General features: G+C 57.4%; 14 protein-coding genes and 1 tRNA gene. 4 read left to right on the forward strand and 11 right to left on the reverse strand.

The features are described 5' to 3' along the window. The first annotated feature begins 30 nt into the window (after positions 1–30). Positions 31–234, forward strand: coding sequence for a YjiS-like domain-containing protein (locus tag AC13RE_RS03430; RefSeq protein WP_112334601.1), 204 nt, complete (start codon positions 31–33; stop codon positions 232–234). 303 nt (positions 235–537) lie between these two features. Next, positions 538–1,557: a GlxA family transcriptional regulator gene (locus tag AC13RE_RS03435; protein WP_348627044.1), complete on the forward strand. Its 1,020-nt coding sequence runs from the start codon at positions 538–540 to the stop codon at positions 1,555–1,557. A gap of 40 nt (positions 1,558–1,597) precedes the next feature. Here the strand turns inward: AC13RE_RS03435 and AC13RE_RS03440 are convergent, their stop codons facing one another. From AC13RE_RS03440 to AC13RE_RS03455, 4 genes are all read right to left on the reverse strand, one after another. Then, positions 1,598–2,929 carry a diguanylate cyclase gene (locus AC13RE_RS03440; protein ID WP_488561958.1) on the reverse strand — a complete coding sequence of 444 codons (1,332 nt, stop codon included), beginning with the start codon at positions 2,927–2,929 and terminating at the stop codon, positions 1,598–1,600. Positions 2,930–3,105: 176 nt separating this feature from the next. Further along, complete coding sequence (locus AC13RE_RS03445) at positions 3,106–3,945, reverse strand: response regulator (RefSeq protein ID WP_488561959.1); 840 nt, start codon at positions 3,943–3,945, stop codon at positions 3,106–3,108. Between the two features lie 222 nt (positions 3,946–4,167). Beyond that, entirely contained in the window at positions 4,168–6,783 is a 2,616-nt protein-coding gene (locus AC13RE_RS03450; protein WP_488561960.1) for a mechanosensitive ion channel family protein, read from the reverse strand. Positions 6,784–7,179: 396 nt separating this feature from the next. Continuing rightward, positions 7,180–8,595, reverse strand: coding sequence for an FAD/NAD(P)-binding protein (locus AC13RE_RS03455; RefSeq protein WP_488561961.1), 1,416 nt, complete (start codon positions 8,593–8,595; stop codon positions 7,180–7,182). Positions 8,596–9,237: 642 nt separating this feature from the next. Between AC13RE_RS03455 and AC13RE_RS03460 the strand changes: the two genes are divergently transcribed. Next, positions 9,238–10,455 carry an SfnB family sulfur acquisition oxidoreductase gene (locus AC13RE_RS03460; protein ID WP_488561962.1) on the forward strand — a complete coding sequence of 406 codons (1,218 nt, stop codon included), beginning with the start codon at positions 9,238–9,240 and terminating at the stop codon, positions 10,453–10,455. Between the two features lie 20 nt (positions 10,456–10,475). Here the strand turns inward: AC13RE_RS03460 and AC13RE_RS03465 are convergent, their stop codons facing one another. Together AC13RE_RS03465 and AC13RE_RS03470 are read right to left on the reverse strand one after the other, a co-directional pair. Continuing rightward, positions 10,476–10,943, reverse strand: coding sequence for an RrF2 family transcriptional regulator (locus tag AC13RE_RS03465; protein WP_132716910.1), 468 nt, complete (start codon positions 10,941–10,943; stop codon positions 10,476–10,478). A 208-nt stretch (positions 10,944–11,151) separates the two neighbouring features. Next, positions 11,152–12,615, reverse strand: coding sequence for an FAD/NAD(P)-binding protein (locus tag AC13RE_RS03470; RefSeq protein ID WP_488561963.1), 1,464 nt, complete (start codon positions 12,613–12,615; stop codon positions 11,152–11,154). A 1,100-nt stretch (positions 12,616–13,715) separates the two neighbouring features. On the opposite strand from AC13RE_RS03470, the gene AC13RE_RS03475 reads away from it, so the two are divergent. After that, a complete protein-coding gene (locus tag AC13RE_RS03475) occupies positions 13,716–14,012 on the forward strand; it encodes a hypothetical protein (protein ID WP_488483168.1) in 297 nt (98 codons plus the stop codon). Between the two features lie 275 nt (positions 14,013–14,287). On the opposite strand, the gene AC13RE_RS03480 is transcribed toward AC13RE_RS03475, so the two are convergent. The 5 genes from AC13RE_RS03480 to AC13RE_RS03500 form a co-directional block, all read right to left on the reverse strand. After that, positions 14,288–14,363, reverse strand: a tRNA-Lys gene (locus AC13RE_RS03480). A 124-nt stretch (positions 14,364–14,487) separates the two neighbouring features. Next, entirely contained in the window at positions 14,488–15,405 is a 918-nt protein-coding gene (locus tag AC13RE_RS03485; RefSeq protein WP_488483337.1) for a PhzF family phenazine biosynthesis protein, read from the reverse strand. A gap of 68 nt (positions 15,406–15,473) precedes the next feature. Continuing rightward, a complete protein-coding gene (locus AC13RE_RS03490; RefSeq protein ID WP_488561964.1) occupies positions 15,474–16,217 on the reverse strand; it encodes an NUDIX hydrolase in 744 nt (247 codons plus the stop codon). Next, entirely contained in the window at positions 16,214–17,329 is a 1,116-nt protein-coding gene (locus AC13RE_RS03495; protein WP_488483166.1) for an endonuclease/exonuclease/phosphatase family protein, read from the reverse strand. Before AC13RE_RS03495 ends, AC13RE_RS03490 begins: the two co-directional genes overlap by 4 nt. A gap of 48 nt (positions 17,330–17,377) precedes the next feature. Then, positions 17,378–18,373, reverse strand: a complete 996-nt coding sequence (locus AC13RE_RS03500) for an isopenicillin N synthase family dioxygenase (protein ID WP_488561965.1) — start codon at positions 18,371–18,373, stop codon at positions 17,378–17,380. Between the last annotated feature and the right edge of the window lie 38 nt (positions 18,374–18,411).

The following is an 18,411-nucleotide window of genomic DNA, read 5'->3' on the forward strand; positions in this document are numbered from 1 at the left end:
TGAGCGGTTGACACTGAAAGGACCCTGAAAATGACGACCATCAGCTATAGACAGACCGGCACGCGGAACCCGTTTCCGTCAGGCGGAAGTTACATGCCCTTCTTTTCTCGCCTCGCTAATCGCTGGCAGCAGTGGCGCTCCCTTCGTGAGCTCGAATCTCTGTCCGATGACATGCGCAAGGATCTGGGCTGGCCGGCCGCAAACGAAATCAAGAAGCCGAAAGCTACCCGATGATAATCAGCAAGCATAACGGCTGAAGGCGGCGTTCAACCCAAGCGAGCGTCGCCTTTTGAACATTTACGCATCAGGATGCGAAGCGCATTTTAATCCTGAGAATTACCCACAAATATATTTCGTCGCTTGAGCATATTGCTCGCCTCCCCTTTGTTTCTCTCCTTCATAGCCATATTTTTCAAAGTAGACGCAAATATCCCTTTGCGGCCGCGATTATCCATGCCAATGTCGCTTATAGACCATCGGGCCGACGTATTTGACGCAAGGAATACGTAACGGCCCTGGAACATGGATTTTCACGACATGAGCAAGACCCCGATCAAGACGCGCTCCCTGGTTTTCTTCCTTGTTCCGCATTTCACTATGCTGCCGTTTTCCGCCGCGATCGAGACGCTGCGGATTGCCAATCGCATGCTCGGCTACCCCGCCTACACATGGCGGCTCGCCTCGACGGACGGTCAGAAAGTCTATTCCTCCAGCGGCATCGGGCTGGAGGTCAATTCCTCCCTTACCGACGAGCGCCGTTATCTCGGCGGCGAGAACCGCCCGAACATGGTGCTGGTCTGTTCCGGCATCTATGTCGAAGAATTCCACAACAAGTCGGTCAATGCCTGGCTGCGCGAGACATACAATCGCGGCGTCGCCGTCGGCAGCCTCTGTACGGGCGCGCATGTGCTTGCCCAAGCAGGATTGCTTAATGGCAAGCGCTGTGCGATCCACTGGGAGAACCTGCCGGGCTTTTCGGAAACCTTCCCGCAGGCGGAAGTCTATGCCGATCTCTATGAGGTCGACAGCAACCTCTATACATGCGCCGGCGGCACCGCCTCGCTTGACATGATGCTCAATCTCATCGGTCAGGACTTTGGCGAAAACCTCGTCAACCGCGTCTGCGAGCAGCAGCTGACCGATCGTGTCCGCAGCCCGCATGACCGCCAGCGCCTGCCGCTGCGCGCGCGTCTCGGCGTGCAGAACTCCAAGGTCCTATCGATCATCGAGCTGATGGAAAGCAACCTTGCCGAACCGCTGTCGCTGTTGGAAATCGCTGACGATGCCGGCCTGTCGCGTCGGCAGATCGAGCGCTTGTTCCGGCAGGAAATGGGCCGCTCGCCGGCCCGTTACTATCTTGAAATCCGCCTGGATCGCGCCCGGCATCTACTGGTGCAGTCCTCGATGCCGGTCGTTGAAGTGGCGGTCGCATGCGGCTTCGTATCGGCCTCGCACTTCTCCAAGTGTTATCGCGAACTCTATAATCGCTCGCCGCAGCAGGAACGCGCAGAACGCAAGCTGACCATGTCGACCAACCGCACCGGCATTGTCGTCTGAGAGCGATGGAAATCAAGGCAATCGGATTATTGCAGGCGGCTTACTGGGCCGCCTGTTGAGCCATCTTGAAATCGGAATAGACCTGGTTTCGGCCACTGTGCTTCGCCATATAGAGAAACTGGTCGGCAGCATTGAGATAGTTGTCGAAGGCCTCGTAGCCGGCAATTTCCGCAACCCCGATGGAAACAGTCACCGAAAGCTCTTCGTCGTCGGCATGAACCTTCAGACTCGCAAGGCTAAGTCGGACTTCGTCGCACAGCTCGGTTGCCGCACGCGAATTCATTTCCGCAAAAAGAATGGCAAACTCTTCGCCCCCAAGGCGGGAGAGCAGATTATTCGTGCCTTCCAGAAGCGTGTGAAGCCTGCCGGCAACGGCCTTCAGCACTTGGTCTCCGATCTCGTGCCCATAAGTGTCGTTCAGATGCTTGAAGTGATCGATGTCGAGAATGGCAACGGAGCTCGGACGCTGGCGACGCAGGCATTCATTGACCAGGCGCGGGCCATGATCATAGAAATAGCGCCTGTTATAGAGCCCGGTCAGATAGTCGCTCGCCGCCGCCGCCCGCAATTGCTTCAGCTGCGACAGCGTCTCCACATTCAATGCGATGCGGCATTGCAGCTCTTCCTGAACGAAGGGCCGATAGATGAAATCGCTGGCGCCCGCCTTCAGGAATGTCGCAGACAGCAAACGATCGTTCGAAGACGAAATGCCGATGATCCGCATCCGATCCGAACCATAGCGGTGGCGGATGCGGCGGGTCAGTTCATGCCCGTTCATGTCAGGCATATTATAGTCGGTGACGACGATTTCGATGTCGTCGAATGTTTCGAGCATTGCCAAGGCCTCGACACCCGTGCCGGCTTCAGCGACCTTGAATTGCTGGGCGTGCAGCAAGTCCGTCAGCATTTTCCGCGCCGAAGGCACATCATCGACGACCATCACCCGGACAGACCGATTGGCAATGGCGCGGCGGACGGAGGAGACAAGATTGTCGAGGGCGAACTCGCCATCCTTGAGCACATAGTCGACGACATTGCGCTCCATGATGCGATTGCGCGTCGCTAAGTCGAAAGATGCCGTAAAAACGATGGTGGGAATGTCATGGGCGACGGCGACATCCAGGGCTTCTCCATGGGCAGCGTCGGGGAGGTTAAGGTCGATCACCGCCATCGTGAAGCTGCGATCCGCCTCTGCCAACACCTCGTTCAGCACTTTCAATGAAGAGCAATGGGTTACCGCAAGACCGAGTTCGGTTTCGAACCGATGCGATAGTACCGCCGAAAACATGCGCGAATCCTCAACCAGAAGTATTTTCTGGCTGCCGTCGCGGTGACCGAGGCCGCCGCTGAGGTTTCCCGCATGCAGTACCATTTCCCGTCAATTCCTCCCACACCCTCAGGTGTATGAATATTCAGTCAATTGCAGGTCTGCCAAACCGTCTTGTCCCGTATCCTGGACAGGATTCGTGAAAAAATTGGAACCGCCGATTGCGGAGATTTACATAAAAGTGATTTTTCCTCACTTTTTCTGGATTGCTCAAGCCGATTTTATCGGGCCTGTACCTCCTTCGCAGGCGGCTGCGCCGACTGAATCTGCAACAGCGTGTCGAGATTCTGATTCACGCGGCAGTAGAATTCCTCGTCAATGAATGGCCGCAGGATGAAATCATTGCCGCCCGCTTTGAGGAAACGGGCAGAAAGCAGCCGGTTGCTGGATGACGAAACGCCGATAATGCGCAGCTCATGAGAGCCGGTGGTGGCGCGGATGCGCCGCGTCAGCTCGAATCCGTCCATGTCGGGCATATTGTAGTCCGTGACCATAAGGCCGATATCCGAGCTGGCCTTCAGGATTTCGAGCGCTTTTGCACCATTCTCCGCAACGCTGACGCGGAAATTGTAGCGTTTAAGCCGGCTGGACAGCAAAGCGCGGGCCGTTGCGCTGTCGTCGACGATGAGAACGTGGTGACGATGGTTCGTCAGAAAACGGCAGATCGATTCCGCCAGCATATCCACCGCAAAGATATTATCCTTGAGAATATAATCCACCACATCCTTGGCGATCAGCTCGTCGCGTGTGCCTTCGAGAAAAGTGCCCGTGAAGGCGATCGTTGGAATGCTGAGATCGAGAAGATAAGCCAAGGCCTCTCCCTTCTCGGCGCCCGGCAGGTTCATGTTCGAGATCGCCAGCTTGATCGGCTCCGACGACTTGTCGTAGGCAAGCTGCAGTTCTTCGAAATTGCGGCAAATCTCGACGTCGATGTCCAGAAGCCCCTTCAGCTTCGCCCTGACCATCGATGTAAAGAGATTGGAATCCTCGACAAGAAGAATGCGAGAGCCGGCAAGAGACGCGCCGGAATATTGCATCCCCGAAATACCCAGAAATGGCATAATGAAAACCTGTTTTTGAAAATGATCCCCTCTGTATTGTTTTAAGACAAAGCTTTTGCGTATTTGTTAAGTCGATTGGTTTCCCGGAAATGAAGAAAATTACGCTGGTCGGCCGGCGCCGTTCGAGGCGCGGGCCTTGCTGGCAGCACGTTGTCCATGTCGAGAAGTCAGGGTTAAGTCTTCCAGACGGAGCACACAGGCGGCGGCCTGCCTGCGTGCAACTTACTCCGCTGCGGTCCGGCCGCGACGCCGGCTCGCCCCCTTTGCCTCCGGCACTTTATCTTCGCGGGACGAAGCAGAGCCTTCCTGAATGGCGTCCCCGGCCTCCGGTCCGTCGGCAGAATCCGTCAGTGCTTCGGCTGTAGCATCCAGCTGCCTGCCTCTCCTACCGTCGCGAACGATATGCAGTTCCTGATGCGGATAGGGAATTGAAATCCCCTCCTCGTTGAAGCGCTTCAGGATTTCGATGCGCAGATTGTTGCGGATCTCCATGCCGTCGGAGAGATCGGACAGATAAAAGCGCATCTCGAAATCGAGCGATGACGGCCCGAAACGCAGGAACTCCACATGCGGCTCCGGATTCCTAAGCACCTTCGGGATCGAGCGTACCAGCTCCAGCAAAATATCCATCACCTTGCGCGGATCGGCATCATAGCTGACGGATACAGGGATTTCGGAGCGGCCAAGCCTGTTGCGATGCGTCCAGTTGCCGAGGGATGCGTTGATAAGCTCGGAGTTTGGCACGATAATCGACTGCTTGCGGAAGGTCTCGATCTCGGTCGCACGCACTGAGATGCGCTTGACGATGCCTTCCGATGTACCCGAAACGATCCAGTCGCCAACCTTGAACGGTCGTTCGACCAGCAGGATCAGGCCCGACACGAAGTTCGACACGATATTCTGCAGACCGAAACCGATACCGACCGAAAGGGCGCTGGCGACGAGCGCCAGGCTGGACAAATCGATGCCGGCAGCGGAAATGGCAAAGATCGCCGCCAATGCTATGCCCAGATAGCCGATGCCGGTTCTCACCGAATTGCGGACACCCAGATCCACCTGCCCGCGCGCCATGACATTGCTATCGAGCCACCGCTGGAACCAGCGCGTGACCAGATAACCGCCCGCAAACAGCAGGATACCGACAAAGATGCCGAGCAGCGAGATCGACATGTTACCGATCTTGATCTCGGTGAAGAGCCTGTAGGCGAAGGCCTCCAGATCCTGAATGTGGAAACCCCAGGAGAGCAGAATCAGAGGAATGCCCGTCAGCAGCGCGACTGCGTAGGTCGCAAGTCCGGCTGCGAGACCTGCCTGATCGAGCGCCACTTCACGCAGCGTCAGGCGGTTTTCCAGAAAGCGGCCGATAATGGTTTCGGCAAAGACGCCCTGCTTGGATACGGCCTTGCCGAGCTGAAAACCGAGATACATGGTTGCGATGACAGCGCTCGTCACGATCATCTGCGTTGCCATGAAGCGGGCAAGCCCCACATAGCCGATGAACGAGGTGAAGATCACCAATATGCCGAGAGCGCGAAGAATGATGGCCATGCCATGCGGCCAATGGCGGCCTGGCGCATCCGGATCGCCATTCCTGGCCAGCATCGGCGAGCCGAAGGAGGCCGCAATCAGGATGAGGCCGATCAAAAGTGCGGCCAGGAAGCTTTTCGCTACGGTAACGACGACCGGCGATCCCAAAGACTCGCTGATGCGGTCGAAGACGTAATCCAGCCCGTTGACCACGGCCATCGCCTGCAGGCACCAGGTGAGCGAATGCGCTCCCTTGTTTGACAGCTTGACCAAGCGCCAATGCGGCCGGAATGGCGCGAAGACGGCATTGCTGAGGCGACCGACAAAATAGACGAGGCCGATGAAGCCAAAGACCGCCGCCAGTATGGGCGCAATGTCGGGCCGCAGCACATTGAAATTCGAGAGGAAGAAGAAAGATGTGACAAGAAAGGCCGCCAGCGACAGCGTGCGGATCAGCGTCGACCAGAAGGCGACGGAAAGTCGGCTGATATAGGGCGGATTCTCGATAGCCTCGTCCTGCACGTAGTAGCGGCGGAACAGCCGATAACCCCCAAAAAGAAATATCAGCGCAGCGCCGATCGACAGGCAGACGGCAGCCAGAAGCGAGGCGAGCTTTGCCTTGAGCACGAAGGCGATCCAGCTCGTCACCGCGGCAGTAAACTTGACGCCCTCCTCGACCAAAGCCGCGCCTGCATCGTCGAATGTCGTGGTGGAAACCTCCGTCCGCTTGAATAGTGTCTCGGCAAACAACTTTCGGCGCATCTCCATGAATTGCATCGAAAGCCGATTACTTTCTGCGGTCAGATTGTCTGCGTCGAGGATCACGGCACTGATCTGCGAGCGTTCGGCATTGAGCCGGTCGCGCTCCTGTGTCACGATCGGAGCCTCAGGCGGCTGGCCTTCCTTCGGGGCAGCACCGAGTTGCGTCAGGCGTGTATCGATCTCGGCGGTACGGGGTTTCAGGCGCGCGGAAATAGCAGCAGTGGTGCGATTGAGTTCGTCAACCTGGCCGGAGAGCGCCACGAGCGTCTCATCATCAGCCGTTGCCTGCTTCGCCGCCTCCTGAAGCGATGCGTAGGTCTTCTTTGCCTTGCCGAGTTCGGTGACGGCCGTATCCAGCAGCCCATTGGCGAGCTGCCCGGGCTGTTGATCCGTTTGCTGTGATGTCTGGGCCGGCTGCTGATCCTGCGCAAAGGCGTTCTCGCCCGCCAGCGGACCGATGATGGCAAACATAGCCAATCCCAGCAGCAAAAAAGGCAATAGAAAAAGACGAGATTTCAGCGGGCGCAAGCAGAGCTCCTCGTTGCACATGAAGTCGCAGCCAATGGATGACCGAAATCGCCGCAAAAACAGAGACCCGACTCGTCCTATAATAAGATTGCGAATTCCATAGTCTTTACGCGTACGCCTTGTAAGACAAAGAAAGGCGACACGAAGGCATTTCACGCCCTTATCCTGTCCAGAACCTCGCTCAAAACCTGGTAACGCCGCCTCATATTGGACATGACCTATCGCACGGACCAGCGCCCGTCCAGAAATAGGCCAGAGAACCACCTTGGCAATGATAGATTATACGCACTGGGCAATCAGGATGAAGGTGGCGCCATGATCGGCGCCCGCAGCAAGCCGCTATTCTGCCGCGATGCGGCACGCTCAACGAACCAAACGATCGCCATCTTGCTTGCAAATGGAGACGCTGCTGAGTGGTCAGACCGCCTTGCATTGCGGATGAAAACGTTCCGCCACGCTTTCGGCGGCCGCATAGGCCTGCGTCACGATCTCAGGCACGAGATCGATGTCTGGGAGACTTCCAAGCCCCAGGGGACCGATGGCAAAGAGGCCCTCCGTCGAACGCCCATTGACCTCGAGTGCACCCGCTGCATCGACCGCGAGACCGAGGCCGAGCTCGTCCGGCACTGCGAGGCCGGCGTCGATGAGGCTGCGCAGCAACGGCGCATTCAGATCGGGCGCCTGGCATCGACAATCGATCACGTCATCGGCATAGAGCTGCTCGGTCTCCTGCCGTCCCGCGGGCCTCAAAATCAGCCCTGTTGGCGTCCGCCGGATGAAGTGACCGCGCCGCAACAGCGTGTTACCCTCAGCCATCTCCTGATTGAGGCGAACATGCAGGGCTTCGGGCAGGCGGTTACGATGGCTGTCATAGAGCGCCCGCAGATGACGGTTGAACTGCTGCTTCTGACCGGCCGGCAGGGATCGCCAGAGGGATCGGGCGTGCTTGCGCAAACCATTCATGACGGACTGCCAGCTCTGCCCGTTCGCCTCCGCCTCCTCGCACGCGCGGCGAATGAAGCGAACAATTTCGCTGAGTTTATCTGGCATCTCATCTGCAGGGAAAACCGGGTCGGCATTGTTGCGCGTATGGCTCTGCGGCAGGAAGCCCCGCCGCGAAACGATGGTGATCTGCCCCGTATAGCCGTTTTCGCGCATCTGCAGCAGCCGATCGACCACGCGCAGGCCGCTTCCCAGCAAGATCGTGTGCGGTCGCGATACAAGGCGGCGCGCACGAACGGTGGTCGGGACCGTCACGAGATCGCTGGCCTGCGCCTCCCGATCGGCAATGCCGTAGCCCGTTGCCAGCACCACCATATCAAATGGCGCATTGCCGGCACCGTCGCTCTCCACCACGAAACGGCCGCCGCGAACACGCCTGAGACCGAAGACCGTCTCGCTGCGGACCTGCACCGCCACATCGCGCCGTGATGAGAAGGCTTCCGAAAAGCGCTGGTAGACGTAGTCGCTGAAAATGCTCTTCGGCACGAAGATCTGCAGGAAACCCGGTATGGCGGCGGGAACGGCGCTGCGGAAAGGCGCATTGCTGGAGAGCCATTGATTGAAATCGTCAGGATCGCCGGCAGAGACCGAAAGATCGCGCACGCGACTGTTGAGGATTTCGCTGCTGTGTCCCGAGGCGAGCGCCTGACCACCGCTGACGCTGGAATTGGGATCGAAGAGCTGCAGATGAAAGGGAAAGCGCACTGTCTTCAGCAGGGCGATTGCCATCATCATGCCGGAAAAACCACGTCCGATCACGGCAATCCGCGGCATCACATAAGCCGACGACGCCGCATTCGTCCTGGCGGAAAAGAATCCCTGAACCGTCATATCAACTCCTGGGGCGAGAGGTGGTCGATCATGCCTTTCTTGGGCTTGTCATTAACGGCCCGAAATTCAAACTCCGATCTCATGCTCGACAACCGAGGAACGGTGGCTGACAAAACGCATAAGAGCCGCCTCGGGTCTCAAAATTCCACCATTCTTCTCCAAAGAAAGAAAGGCGCGACAGGCAGGTCCAACTCGGTGCAAATATCCGATGCCTGCAATCGTCCGCCATTGCTCCTTGAAGCGATGAGGCGGCATGATTATTGTCATTGTCTACTTATTTAGTCGTATATGAAAGCGCGAAAATGCGCCTCTAGCAAGCGCTTTCTTCTGCGGGCGGAATCGGATTGGCGATAATGCAGTTTGAAAAACATCCTGCGGTCGGCTGCTTTCTTCGTGCCGCGCCTTCGATTGAGCCGGGAAAAGGAAAGCAATTCCGCGCGCTAAGATCAGATTTCGAAACCGCTTTCGCTGTGGAGGGAATGGCATTGGAAGGCACCGAGTTCGCTATTCGATCTGACTGACATCGGGCCGAACGCTTACAATTTTTCAGTCGGCGCCTATTATCAGAAGGGTGCGAAACCAGCATCTCGCTGATTTGCCACGCCCTGAGGAGCCGAGTCGGCGCTGGTCGAGGAGTGACAAATGGGGACTGTTTCCCAATTGTATGAACGCGTCAGGCCGCCCGCCCATCGCGTTCAAAGCGAAGAAGAGGCGCTCGATATTGCGCGCTCGTTTGCGGCCGCCTTTGCACAGCAGGCGAGCGACCGCGATATCAACCGCATCCTGCCCTATGACGAGGCCGAGGCTCTATCCCAATCGGGGCTGCTTGGAATTTCCGTTCCCTCCGAAAATGGCGGCATCGACATTTCGAACAGCGTTCTCGCCGAAGTCATCGCCATCCTGGCGGAGGCCGACCCTTCCATCGCGCAGATATTGCAGACGCATTTTCACGTGCTGGAAGCGGTCAGAATTGGCGGCGGTGAGGACCAAAGGGCACTCCTTTTCGATCGCGCCATTATCGGCGATCGTTTCGGCAGCATCTTTTCCGAGGCGGGTGCGAGCGGCGCCGACCAGCATTCCTGGCATCTGACATCGGACGGAGCCGGCTTCCGCCTCAACGGACGTAGCCGGCCATCCGCCAGCATTCTCTTTTCAGATTGGATCGCGCTGTTCGCGGCGGACAAACGCCAGGGATCGATAGCCGCTGTCGTGCCCAGAAATGCGGAAGGCATCCAGATCATCGACGATTGGGACGGCTTTGGTCAACGCACCTCCGGAAACGGCACGGTCATATTGCATAATGTCTATCTCGATGCCGACACCCTGCTCGTAGACCGAGAAAAGTTGGCGGAGCCGACGGTGATCGATTGCGTGAACCAGCTCACGCGCGCTGGAATCAATCTCGGCATCGCCAGATCCGCACTGGCAGCGACTATGGAGCTCGTGCGGGCGCGTCCTCACCCGGAGGAAAGCGATGGCGATGAGCAAGCCGTCAATGATCCGCTGGTCGTAACGAGAGTCGGAGAAATTGCCGTCCGCATCGAAGCGGCAACGGCAACGATGGAACGGGCCGGCGGCAAGATCGACGCGGCGCAGATCAATCTCACGGAAGACCACGTCATCGATGCGGCGCTCTCCGTTGCGGCAGCCCAGACTATGACGGCTGATATTGCGATGGAGGCAGCCGACACGCTGTTCGAGCTTGCCGGCACGGCGTCGGCGGGCATCGGCCTGAACCTCGACCGCCATTGGCGCAACGCCCGCATCCATACGCTGCATGAACCGGCCCGCCAGAAATATCACATCATCGGCAACTACCATCTCAACGGCGTGAAGCCATTGAAGAGTTGGTTGCCTTGAAAGCAAAGGTGCGTCGAAAATCAGGCGGTATGAGAAGCGCGTCGATCTTCCCGTTCCGGGGCGTCGAAATCCGCGCCACCGGCGACGAATTGTTCCAGCGACATGTTGTCGAGAATCTCGGCAATCGCGTCACGCACCTCCGTCATCGAGCGCCGTACCTGACAACGCTCCGGATCGGAACAGTCGTCGCAGGCTTCATAGGCCGTGCGGCTGGCGCAGCGGATAGGAGCCAGCGGACCGTCCAGGGTACGGATGACGTGGCCGATGCGAATTTCCGAGGCGGGACGCGACAGCGAATAACCGCCGCCTGGCCCCTTCTTTGAACGCAACACGCCGGCGTTTCGCAATTCGAGCAGGATGGTATCGAGAAACTTCTTCGGAATATTGTTGCGTAACGCGATATCGTTGATGAACGCGGTTTCACCCGGACCAAGGCGTGCGAGATCCACCAGCGCCTTCAATCCGTACTTTCCTTTTTTCGTAAGCATCGCCGTCCGCTTTACTGCAAAGTCAATTGTTGAAAACCCGGCATGGCTCGAAAGAGACTCAACGGGCCAATCCTGTCAGCATGGGACTGCGGAAGTAACTCCACAATCTCGTGGGAACAAGATAGTAACTCACAAATTGTATAGTTTATATGAGTAAATTTAGGCAAATGTATCGTCTGAGCAACGAATTTGCGGCTTTTCTTGGATTTTAGGCGGCGCTACTGTCCAAATATGCCTTCCCTTGCCCACGCGTCGTGTAATCGGCGATCGCGCCGGCCACCTGGTCGGCGACGAGAACGGCGTGCTCGACCACCTCGGGCAATCCCATCAATTCGCCGAAGGTTCCGCGTGCGAGCGGTCCGGAGATAAACAGAGATGGTATCACCGTCCCGTCGGATGCCAAGGCGCGTGATTGCGTGTCGCAGGAAAATCCTAGGCGGGCGGGATCCAATGCGAGATATCCGGCTTTCGACAGCTCATCGATCCAGGCTTGGGATTGCAAAATGCCTCGGTGTCCCGGACCGGTGGTAACGACGACCGCATCGAATTGCCTTCTCACGAAGCGGTCGGAACGGCTCAATCGCAACCGGCAATCGATGACATCGTCGGTAACGCCAACCTCCGCAACCGAAGCCGCCAGCACCTCAAGCCTGCCGCTTGCAAGCGCCCGTTCGCTGACAGCTTCAACCTGCGGCGCAACACGAAAACGGTGCACATCCCAAAACGGCCGCAAATGCCGAACCAGCCGGCGTCGCTCCTCGATCGGAAGCGCCTCCCAGATTTGCCGCCCCTGCGTCCTTACCTGATCGATGACCGCATGCCAGCTGCGTCCTTCACCTTCCGCCCTGCGGATAGCCGCTCGCACGCTTTTCAGCAGATCAACCGCGGTTTTCGAGGGCTGATCAGCAAAATCGCCGAATAGCTCCTGCTTGACCGCGGCATGGCCACGCGAGCGCAGACCGCGTCGGGATATCGCGGTGACCGGCCCCTTATGTCCCCTGAGTTCGAGCGAGGCGATGACGTCGGCCGAGGTCAAACCGTTGCCGACCACAAGGACGCGATCTCCGGCGCCGACGACCGAAAGCGCATCAGGATGCGTTGGATCGGCAACAAAGCGTGGGTGATCGGCAAGCGCGTCCCGCAACACCTGCGGCGGCAAAGGCGACGGATGGCTTGTCGCGATGACGAGAATATCGGCATCAACGCGCTCTCCGCCAGCACCGGTCACCGCCCAGCGGCCGCCCGTCCTCTGGATCCGCTCGACGCTTTGCCTGACGTGGCGCAGCCGCCCGTTCTCGGCGAAGGGACGGATCATGCTGTTGATATAGCTCCCGAAAACGGAGCGTCGCGGAAAAAGACTGCCATCGACGGCAATCGCCGCATCATCATCGGCAAGCGCATTATTTTCCAGCAGCCAGCGCTGAAAATGTTCGATGTCATCGGGCAGCAGGCTCATCCTCGCCGCGGGTACATTGATGCGATGGGCGACATCCTGCGTGTCGTAGGCGAGCCCTGCCCCCAAACGCTCCCGCGGCTCGAATATGAAGACCTGACCGACCTGTCGCGATTGTCGCTGCAGCAGATGAAAGGCAACCCCTGTTCCGGAAACGCCACCCCCGACGATAACGACAACAGGCAGGTCACGCGGCTGATGGTCAGAGCCAAGGGTCAATAGCCAACTCCCTCCAGATCGATCGCACCACGTGATTTCTGCAAGAGTTGGGCAATCGGACTTATCATTGTCCCGATGCTATACTCTATAAAATTTGTTGACAATACGATTGCAGCGCGCGTTCGCCCTTACCGCAACCAATAGCAGTTAATAGAGTGCTGATATGTCTTTGGAAACAACTGGTTATTGTGCCTCGCACAACATTGTTTTTGCACCGCAGGATGCAAAAAACTTGGCATGCGCCCGCGGGAGGAACATACTAGCGGTTGTTCTGGTTCGTGTTCTCTGTGGGAGGAGAAACATCATGGAACTGCTTCGCCTGCTCTCCGCCTTCGATTATACGCTGATCGTGATTCTGGCCGCTATCTTTGTATTCAGCGTCATGGAAGGTGGGTATAGGAAGCCTTGAACGCACATGGTCGAAAGCGATGGCCATTGCCATCGGCCAGACATGTCTGACGTCATTTGAACGCGGGGCAATCACCGGAAGCTCCGTCGGCCCGGCCTATCCGAGCGCAGGCGTAAGCGCCGCTTACAGCAACAGCATAATCTGCTGATGTAGATTGGTTAATGCGCAATCAGTGCCCGAGCTGGATGTTCAATCAAATCAAAAATTGCAGCTCGCGTAAGATCTACGAGAGAATCCGATTTCACTACTTCTAGTTAATAATGGACATTATCGATTATACTTGCAAAAACCAAAGAAAAAAATTGCAGCACAGGATTGTATAATCCGATGCACCTCTTCATCGTTTCGATGAAAACAATTCACAAGCTTCGCGCAAACAATTCATGGGATATTTCCAGCATCAATAAAGCACGAAGCAAACAGGATATACTTATGGGATATGACTGGGACGGCATCAAGACACGCCGAATGCGAAGACTGAAATATGGGCTTTCCCTATTTCTTTTCACGATGTCGATATCAGCACCAACCGCGTTTCTCCTGCATCTACGCTAAAGCCATTGGCACATCGGTCGCTTCGCGGCCGTTTCAAACCTTCTCCGACTGCGAAAGACGTCGCTCAACCTGATGGGAACCAAAGCAAGCCTCCATTCGTTCCTGGAGGAACTTACCCGCAATCAAGGAGGGCATCATGGCCAACATCTCGCTGGACAAGGACATCAATGCGCAGATCGATGAACTCCGCAGCCAGATCGATAGGCTCTCCACCGATTTGGCAAAGCGGATCGATAGCGCCTCGGATCGCGCCGACGAGGCCCTTTCTTCAGCAAAGGGAAAAGTTGCAAACATCGCGGATCATGCCCGCTCCGAGGGCCGGAACGTAGTGCAGGTCGCAAAGGAAAATCCAACCGCCACAAGCTCCGTCCTGATCGTGACGGCGCTCCTCGGCTTATTTACCGGCCTTCTACTGGGCAGGCTTTCCGACTAGAGCGACACCCCTACCGACAACGTCGATCGCTGTCCGATCGGGAGAAGAACCGCGGACGAATACCTCTCTTATGCTGAAGTACGGAAGGGACGTCGCGCTACGGAGTTTAGCTCGGGATGCGATGAAGTTCATGGAAACCCGCTGGAGCGAGATCGAGCCGCTGCATTCCGGAATAGCACGGAACTTGAATTGGAAACCGTTTCCAATCTGCTGGAAACCGCGCAGCCGAAAACCCTCGAGACGTTTCGAATTAACTAACGATTTCTAGGAGTTTTTGGTGGGTGATGTAGGGCTCGAACCTACGACCCGCTGATTAAGAGTCAGCTGCTCTACCAACTGAGCTAATCACCCGTACCGCTTGCTGGCGGCGTGACCGGGCATATAAATAGGATCGGTTTGATTGTCCAGCGGCCAGACGAATTTTCTTTGTTTTTTTGTCAAAAAAATTTCAGAGGCCGCCGAAAAGTCAATAAAATCAAAGCTCAAGAATTCCCGATGCAACACGCACCGCCTGGCCGCCGATGCGGGCATTGGCGATCAGGCCACCATTGATATCGAGGTGAAGATGAATCAGCGATGGCCGTCCCATCTCGATGCCCTGCTCTATGACAACAGGATGATGCCCATCCGGCAAAGCATCGAACTGATTGATCGCCCCGGACAGCGCCGCCACCGCGGCTCCCGTCGCCGGGTCCTCGACGATACCCATTCCCACGGGGAACATGCGCGCGTGGAATTTGGCAACGTGATTGACGCCGCCGCGGCAATAAATGAAAGCCGAAGCAAGCGCGCCGTCGACGAAGGGCACCGTCTTTTCCCAAAGCTGCAGATCGAACTCCAGCCTTTCAGCTGCGCCGACATCGTGCACCGGCACCAAAAGAAACGGCACTCCGGCACTCCAAATGGAGGGTACATGGTTCTCGAAGCCAATCTCGGTGATCTTCAGGCTGAGTGCATTGGCGATATCGGCCCTATCCAGCGGCAGCGGGATCTCCTGCGACTTCTTCGGTAGATCGAACTCGGCAAAACTCGCCTTGTTCTGGCGTAGCTTGATGGCGCAACGCACCGGTCCGACACGCTCATCGAGAACGGAAACGAGATCGAGGTCACCGCCGTGATTGGCATGGACCTTCTCTGCCAAGGCGATCGCCGTGCCGACTGTCGGATGCCCGGCAAAAGGCAGTTCGCGGCCGGGCGTGAATATGCGCAGGCTCGCCGTGTGGGCGGGATTTTGCGGCGGCAGCACAAAGACCGTCTCGGAAAGGTTCATCTCCCTGGCGATCGCTTGCATTGCCTCATCGCTCAGGTCTCCCGCATCGAAGATGATTGCGAGCGGATTGCCCGCCAGCTTGTTGTCGGTGAACACATCATAGACACTGTAGCTGCGCGCCAATCTGGCCTCCATCCATACTTCCAGACCTAATTATTCATACCGGCAAGCGACCCCAGCGCAAGCCCGAGCTATCTACCGCCACCGAAGAACCAGGCAAGGATCGGCAGCATCGCCACGCTGTAGTGATGCGCGGCGGGATCGGCCGAACGAATGGCGACCACGCCATCGACCTCATCCTCTTCGGACACCAGTATATGCGCCTCGATGCGCCGAAGCATATCCTCGGCCGTCCACGGAAAGCGGAAAACCCGAAAGAGCGTGACGGAACGATTCATATGGGTTGCGTAGTATCCAGGGTCGGCGGTCGCGTCGTTCAAATCCAGGCCGGTTTCCTCCAGCACCTCGCGTCGCATATTGCCAGCGACGTCGGCGTGCTCGTCGACAATATCATTTTCGTCCATCGATCCAGCCGCGCAATAGATTTGGCCAGGATTGGCAGTGTGCGGCGCCATGCGGATCGCGATGATCGCACCATCGGACGATACCGCCACCGGAAATGCGAAAAGATGAAAGCCACCGTGCCGCTTGCTTTGCTTGCGCCACCAAAGGAAGGTCGAGAAAGGCGTCACATAGGCTTCACCCCTGACAAGGCCGTCGGCAAGCGAAAGACGACGCTGGAAGATCATGCGGCCATCAAAAAGGGCCGGATTGTCGGCGATTTCCCTTGCCCAGTTCTCCTGCGCCGCCGCAGACTCCTGAACGTGGAAAGGATGCTCGCCTGGCAGCACGGCAAGATCGATCTCGGAAACGGGAAATACGGTGCTTTCCGGCGGCCAGCCGGCCATATCGCTCTGCAATTCTAAAGTGGTCATATCAAATCCAATGTCATGACGACGGGGCAATGATCGGATGCTTTCGGCCTGTCCCAGCCGACGCGCGGATAGCGCTCCACTTCCTGCCCCGGTGGGAAAATAGTGCGGAACGGCTGACCCGAGCGGATGATATCGGGCATACGCGTGGCATTGGCGCGTGCCAGCGCCGGAGAGAGCCAGATGTAATCAAGCTGGCAAAGCCGCTGCTCCTGCGGCCCTCGGGCGTGATAAAGCGTCCAGCGGTCAAGCTCCTCTCGCCGCCGCACGATGTTCTCCGCAAAACCATCACGGCTGAAAACATCGAGGGCGCTGCCCTTCTCCTCGCCGCGCGGCTCAAAACGATAGCCGGTGCGGCGTGTACCGATGACATCGATCCATTCCTGATAGTCGTTCATGTCGCCGCAGATGGCGAAATTCTTCGTCGCCGTGTGGCCGGCCCCGAAGCGATCTTCGATGATGCGGCGAACCGCCATGGTCTCGGCTCGGCGGATCGGCATGGTCGCATGACGTCCATCCACACCTTCGCGTGCCGGTCCCATCGATTTCAGATGGATCACATAGAGCGAAAATGGAACGCCACCAATATGGAGATGCAGCTCCAGGCAATCGCGCTTGAAGATCTTGTCCTCCGAATGAAGGCCGAGTTCCGCCAGTTCATCGTTGAAAAGGCCGAAATTGCCGTAGGTCACCATGGCGTGACTCTTGATGTCATTGAGCACGATCGGCTGGCCGTCGCGCGTTTCCTCGCGCATCATCACGGCGACATCGATGCCGCGGCTGTCATTGCCTTCGATCAGGAATTTCTGGCGGTAGCCGTTGCCGACCATGCGGTAGAGATAGCCATATTCGAAAGCCTGCAGCGCCGCCATGTTGTCGACCTCCTGCAGGCAGATGATGTCGGCATCCGCATCTGCGATCGCAAGCGCGGTCATCTGCCTGGTGTCGTCGGTTGCCGCAATCACACGCGCCGCTTCCAGCTGCTGATAGATCTCTTCATTACGGACATCGAAGAGCTGCAGAACGCGATCCTGGCGCAACTGATTGCGAAAACCAGTGTAATCAAAACGGGTCAAAAGGTTTTCGACATTGAAAGTCGCAAGGCGCAGGGACATGAAGCATTCCAGTTTAAGAGAAATGTGAGCCGGCTTATTATACTCGCATCATCCGGCTTTGGCTGTTACCGTCGATTTGAACTTACCCATCAGATACGGGCCGGAAAGAACGGGAGCATATTTCGGCTCCTCGCCTTCCTTCAGGCACGACGGCAGGCAGGCGATTTCGGCAAACCAGTTCGGCTGGTGGAAGAAGGCCAGAGACTGGCGGCGCTGCATGCCGCCCTCTTCCGGCGGCGGATTGACGACACGATGCACCGTGGACACCCAGCGATCGTTGGTCCAGAGCGCCATCAGGTCGCCGATGTTGATGACGAAAGCACCCTCCACCGGCGGCACCGGCGTCCAGTTGCCATCAGGGGCGATGATCTCTAGCCCTTTCGAGCCGGGTTGCGGCAGGAGGATCGTCAGGCTGCCGTAATCGGTATGCGCGCCGGCGCGAAGCTGGCCCGGCTGCGGTGGCACATGCTGCTCGGGATAATTCAGTGCCCTCAGCGCACTGATCGGCGCATCGACATAGGAATCGAAGAAATGTTCATCAAGGCCGAGCGCCGTAGCGAAGACGCGCATGATACGCGCCGCCAAATCTTCCATCGCCCGATAATAAGCTTTCCATGCCTCTACGAAGCCATCAGGCCCTTCCGGCCAGATGGTCGCGGCATAGCAGAAGCCGAGTGCTTCCGGATCTGTCATGCCTGAGGGTACGGAAAGCGGGCCGCCATTGAAGCTTTCCTTCAGATCCGGCGGCGTGTCCACGTTGCGCGATTTTGCAAGTGCCTCAGTGCCCGGCCCGAGATAGCCGTATGGGTAACCGGGATAGAGCGTTTTCGCCTTCTGCTTTATCTCAGACGGCAGATCGAAAAAAGTCTGCGTCTTCCTCCACACCTCGGCGATCACGGCATCCGCGACACCGTGGTTGGCAATCGCCAGAAAGCCGGTCGAGCGGCATATCCGATCCACCTCCGCACCGAGCCGCTTCTTCTCGTCATGACCGGCTGCTTCGAAAGCGCCGAGATCGAAAATCGGAAAGCTATGATCGGACATGCGCGACTCCCCTTCGTGACGTCGAGCAAATCAAGCAT

The sequence above is a fragment of the Martinezella sp. CNPSo 3959 genome, assembly GCF_057784355.1.

What these genes read in the sequence shown, in the direction of transcription:
- AC13RE_RS03495 (WP_488483166.1), bottom strand. Translation starts at nt 17,329, where the DNA reads ATGTCCCTGCGCCTTGCGACTTTCAATGTCGAAAACCTTTTGACCCGT.
- AC13RE_RS03445 (WP_488561959.1), bottom strand. Translation starts at nt 3,945, where the DNA reads ATGCCATTTCTGGGTATTTCGGGGATGCAATATTCCGGCGCGTCTCTT.
- AC13RE_RS03490 (WP_488561964.1), bottom strand. Translation starts at nt 16,217, where the DNA reads ATGACCACTTTAGAATTGCAGAGCGATATGGCCGGCTGGCCGCCGGAA.
- AC13RE_RS03475 (WP_488483168.1), top strand. Translation starts at nt 13,716, where the DNA reads ATGGCCAACATCTCGCTGGACAAGGACATCAATGCGCAGATCGATGAA.
- AC13RE_RS03500 (WP_488561965.1), bottom strand. Translation starts at nt 18,373, where the DNA reads ATGTCCGATCATAGCTTTCCGATTTTCGATCTCGGCGCTTTCGAAGCA.
- AC13RE_RS03455 (WP_488561961.1), bottom strand. Translation starts at nt 8,595, where the DNA reads ATGACGGTTCAGGGATTCTTTTCCGCCAGGACGAATGCGGCGTCGTCG.
- AC13RE_RS03440 (WP_488561958.1), bottom strand. Translation starts at nt 2,929, where the DNA reads ATGGTACTGCATGCGGGAAACCTCAGCGGCGGCCTCGGTCACCGCGAC.
- AC13RE_RS03460 (WP_488561962.1), top strand. Translation starts at nt 9,238, where the DNA reads ATGGGGACTGTTTCCCAATTGTATGAACGCGTCAGGCCGCCCGCCCAT.
- AC13RE_RS03430 (WP_112334601.1), top strand. Translation starts at nt 31, where the DNA reads ATGACGACCATCAGCTATAGACAGACCGGCACGCGGAACCCGTTTCCG.
- AC13RE_RS03450 (WP_488561960.1), bottom strand. Translation starts at nt 6,783, where the DNA reads ATGTGCAACGAGGAGCTCTGCTTGCGCCCGCTGAAATCTCGTCTTTTT.
- AC13RE_RS03465 (WP_132716910.1), bottom strand. Translation starts at nt 10,943, where the DNA reads ATGCTTACGAAAAAAGGAAAGTACGGATTGAAGGCGCTGGTGGATCTC.
- AC13RE_RS03435 (WP_348627044.1), top strand. Translation starts at nt 538, where the DNA reads ATGAGCAAGACCCCGATCAAGACGCGCTCCCTGGTTTTCTTCCTTGTT.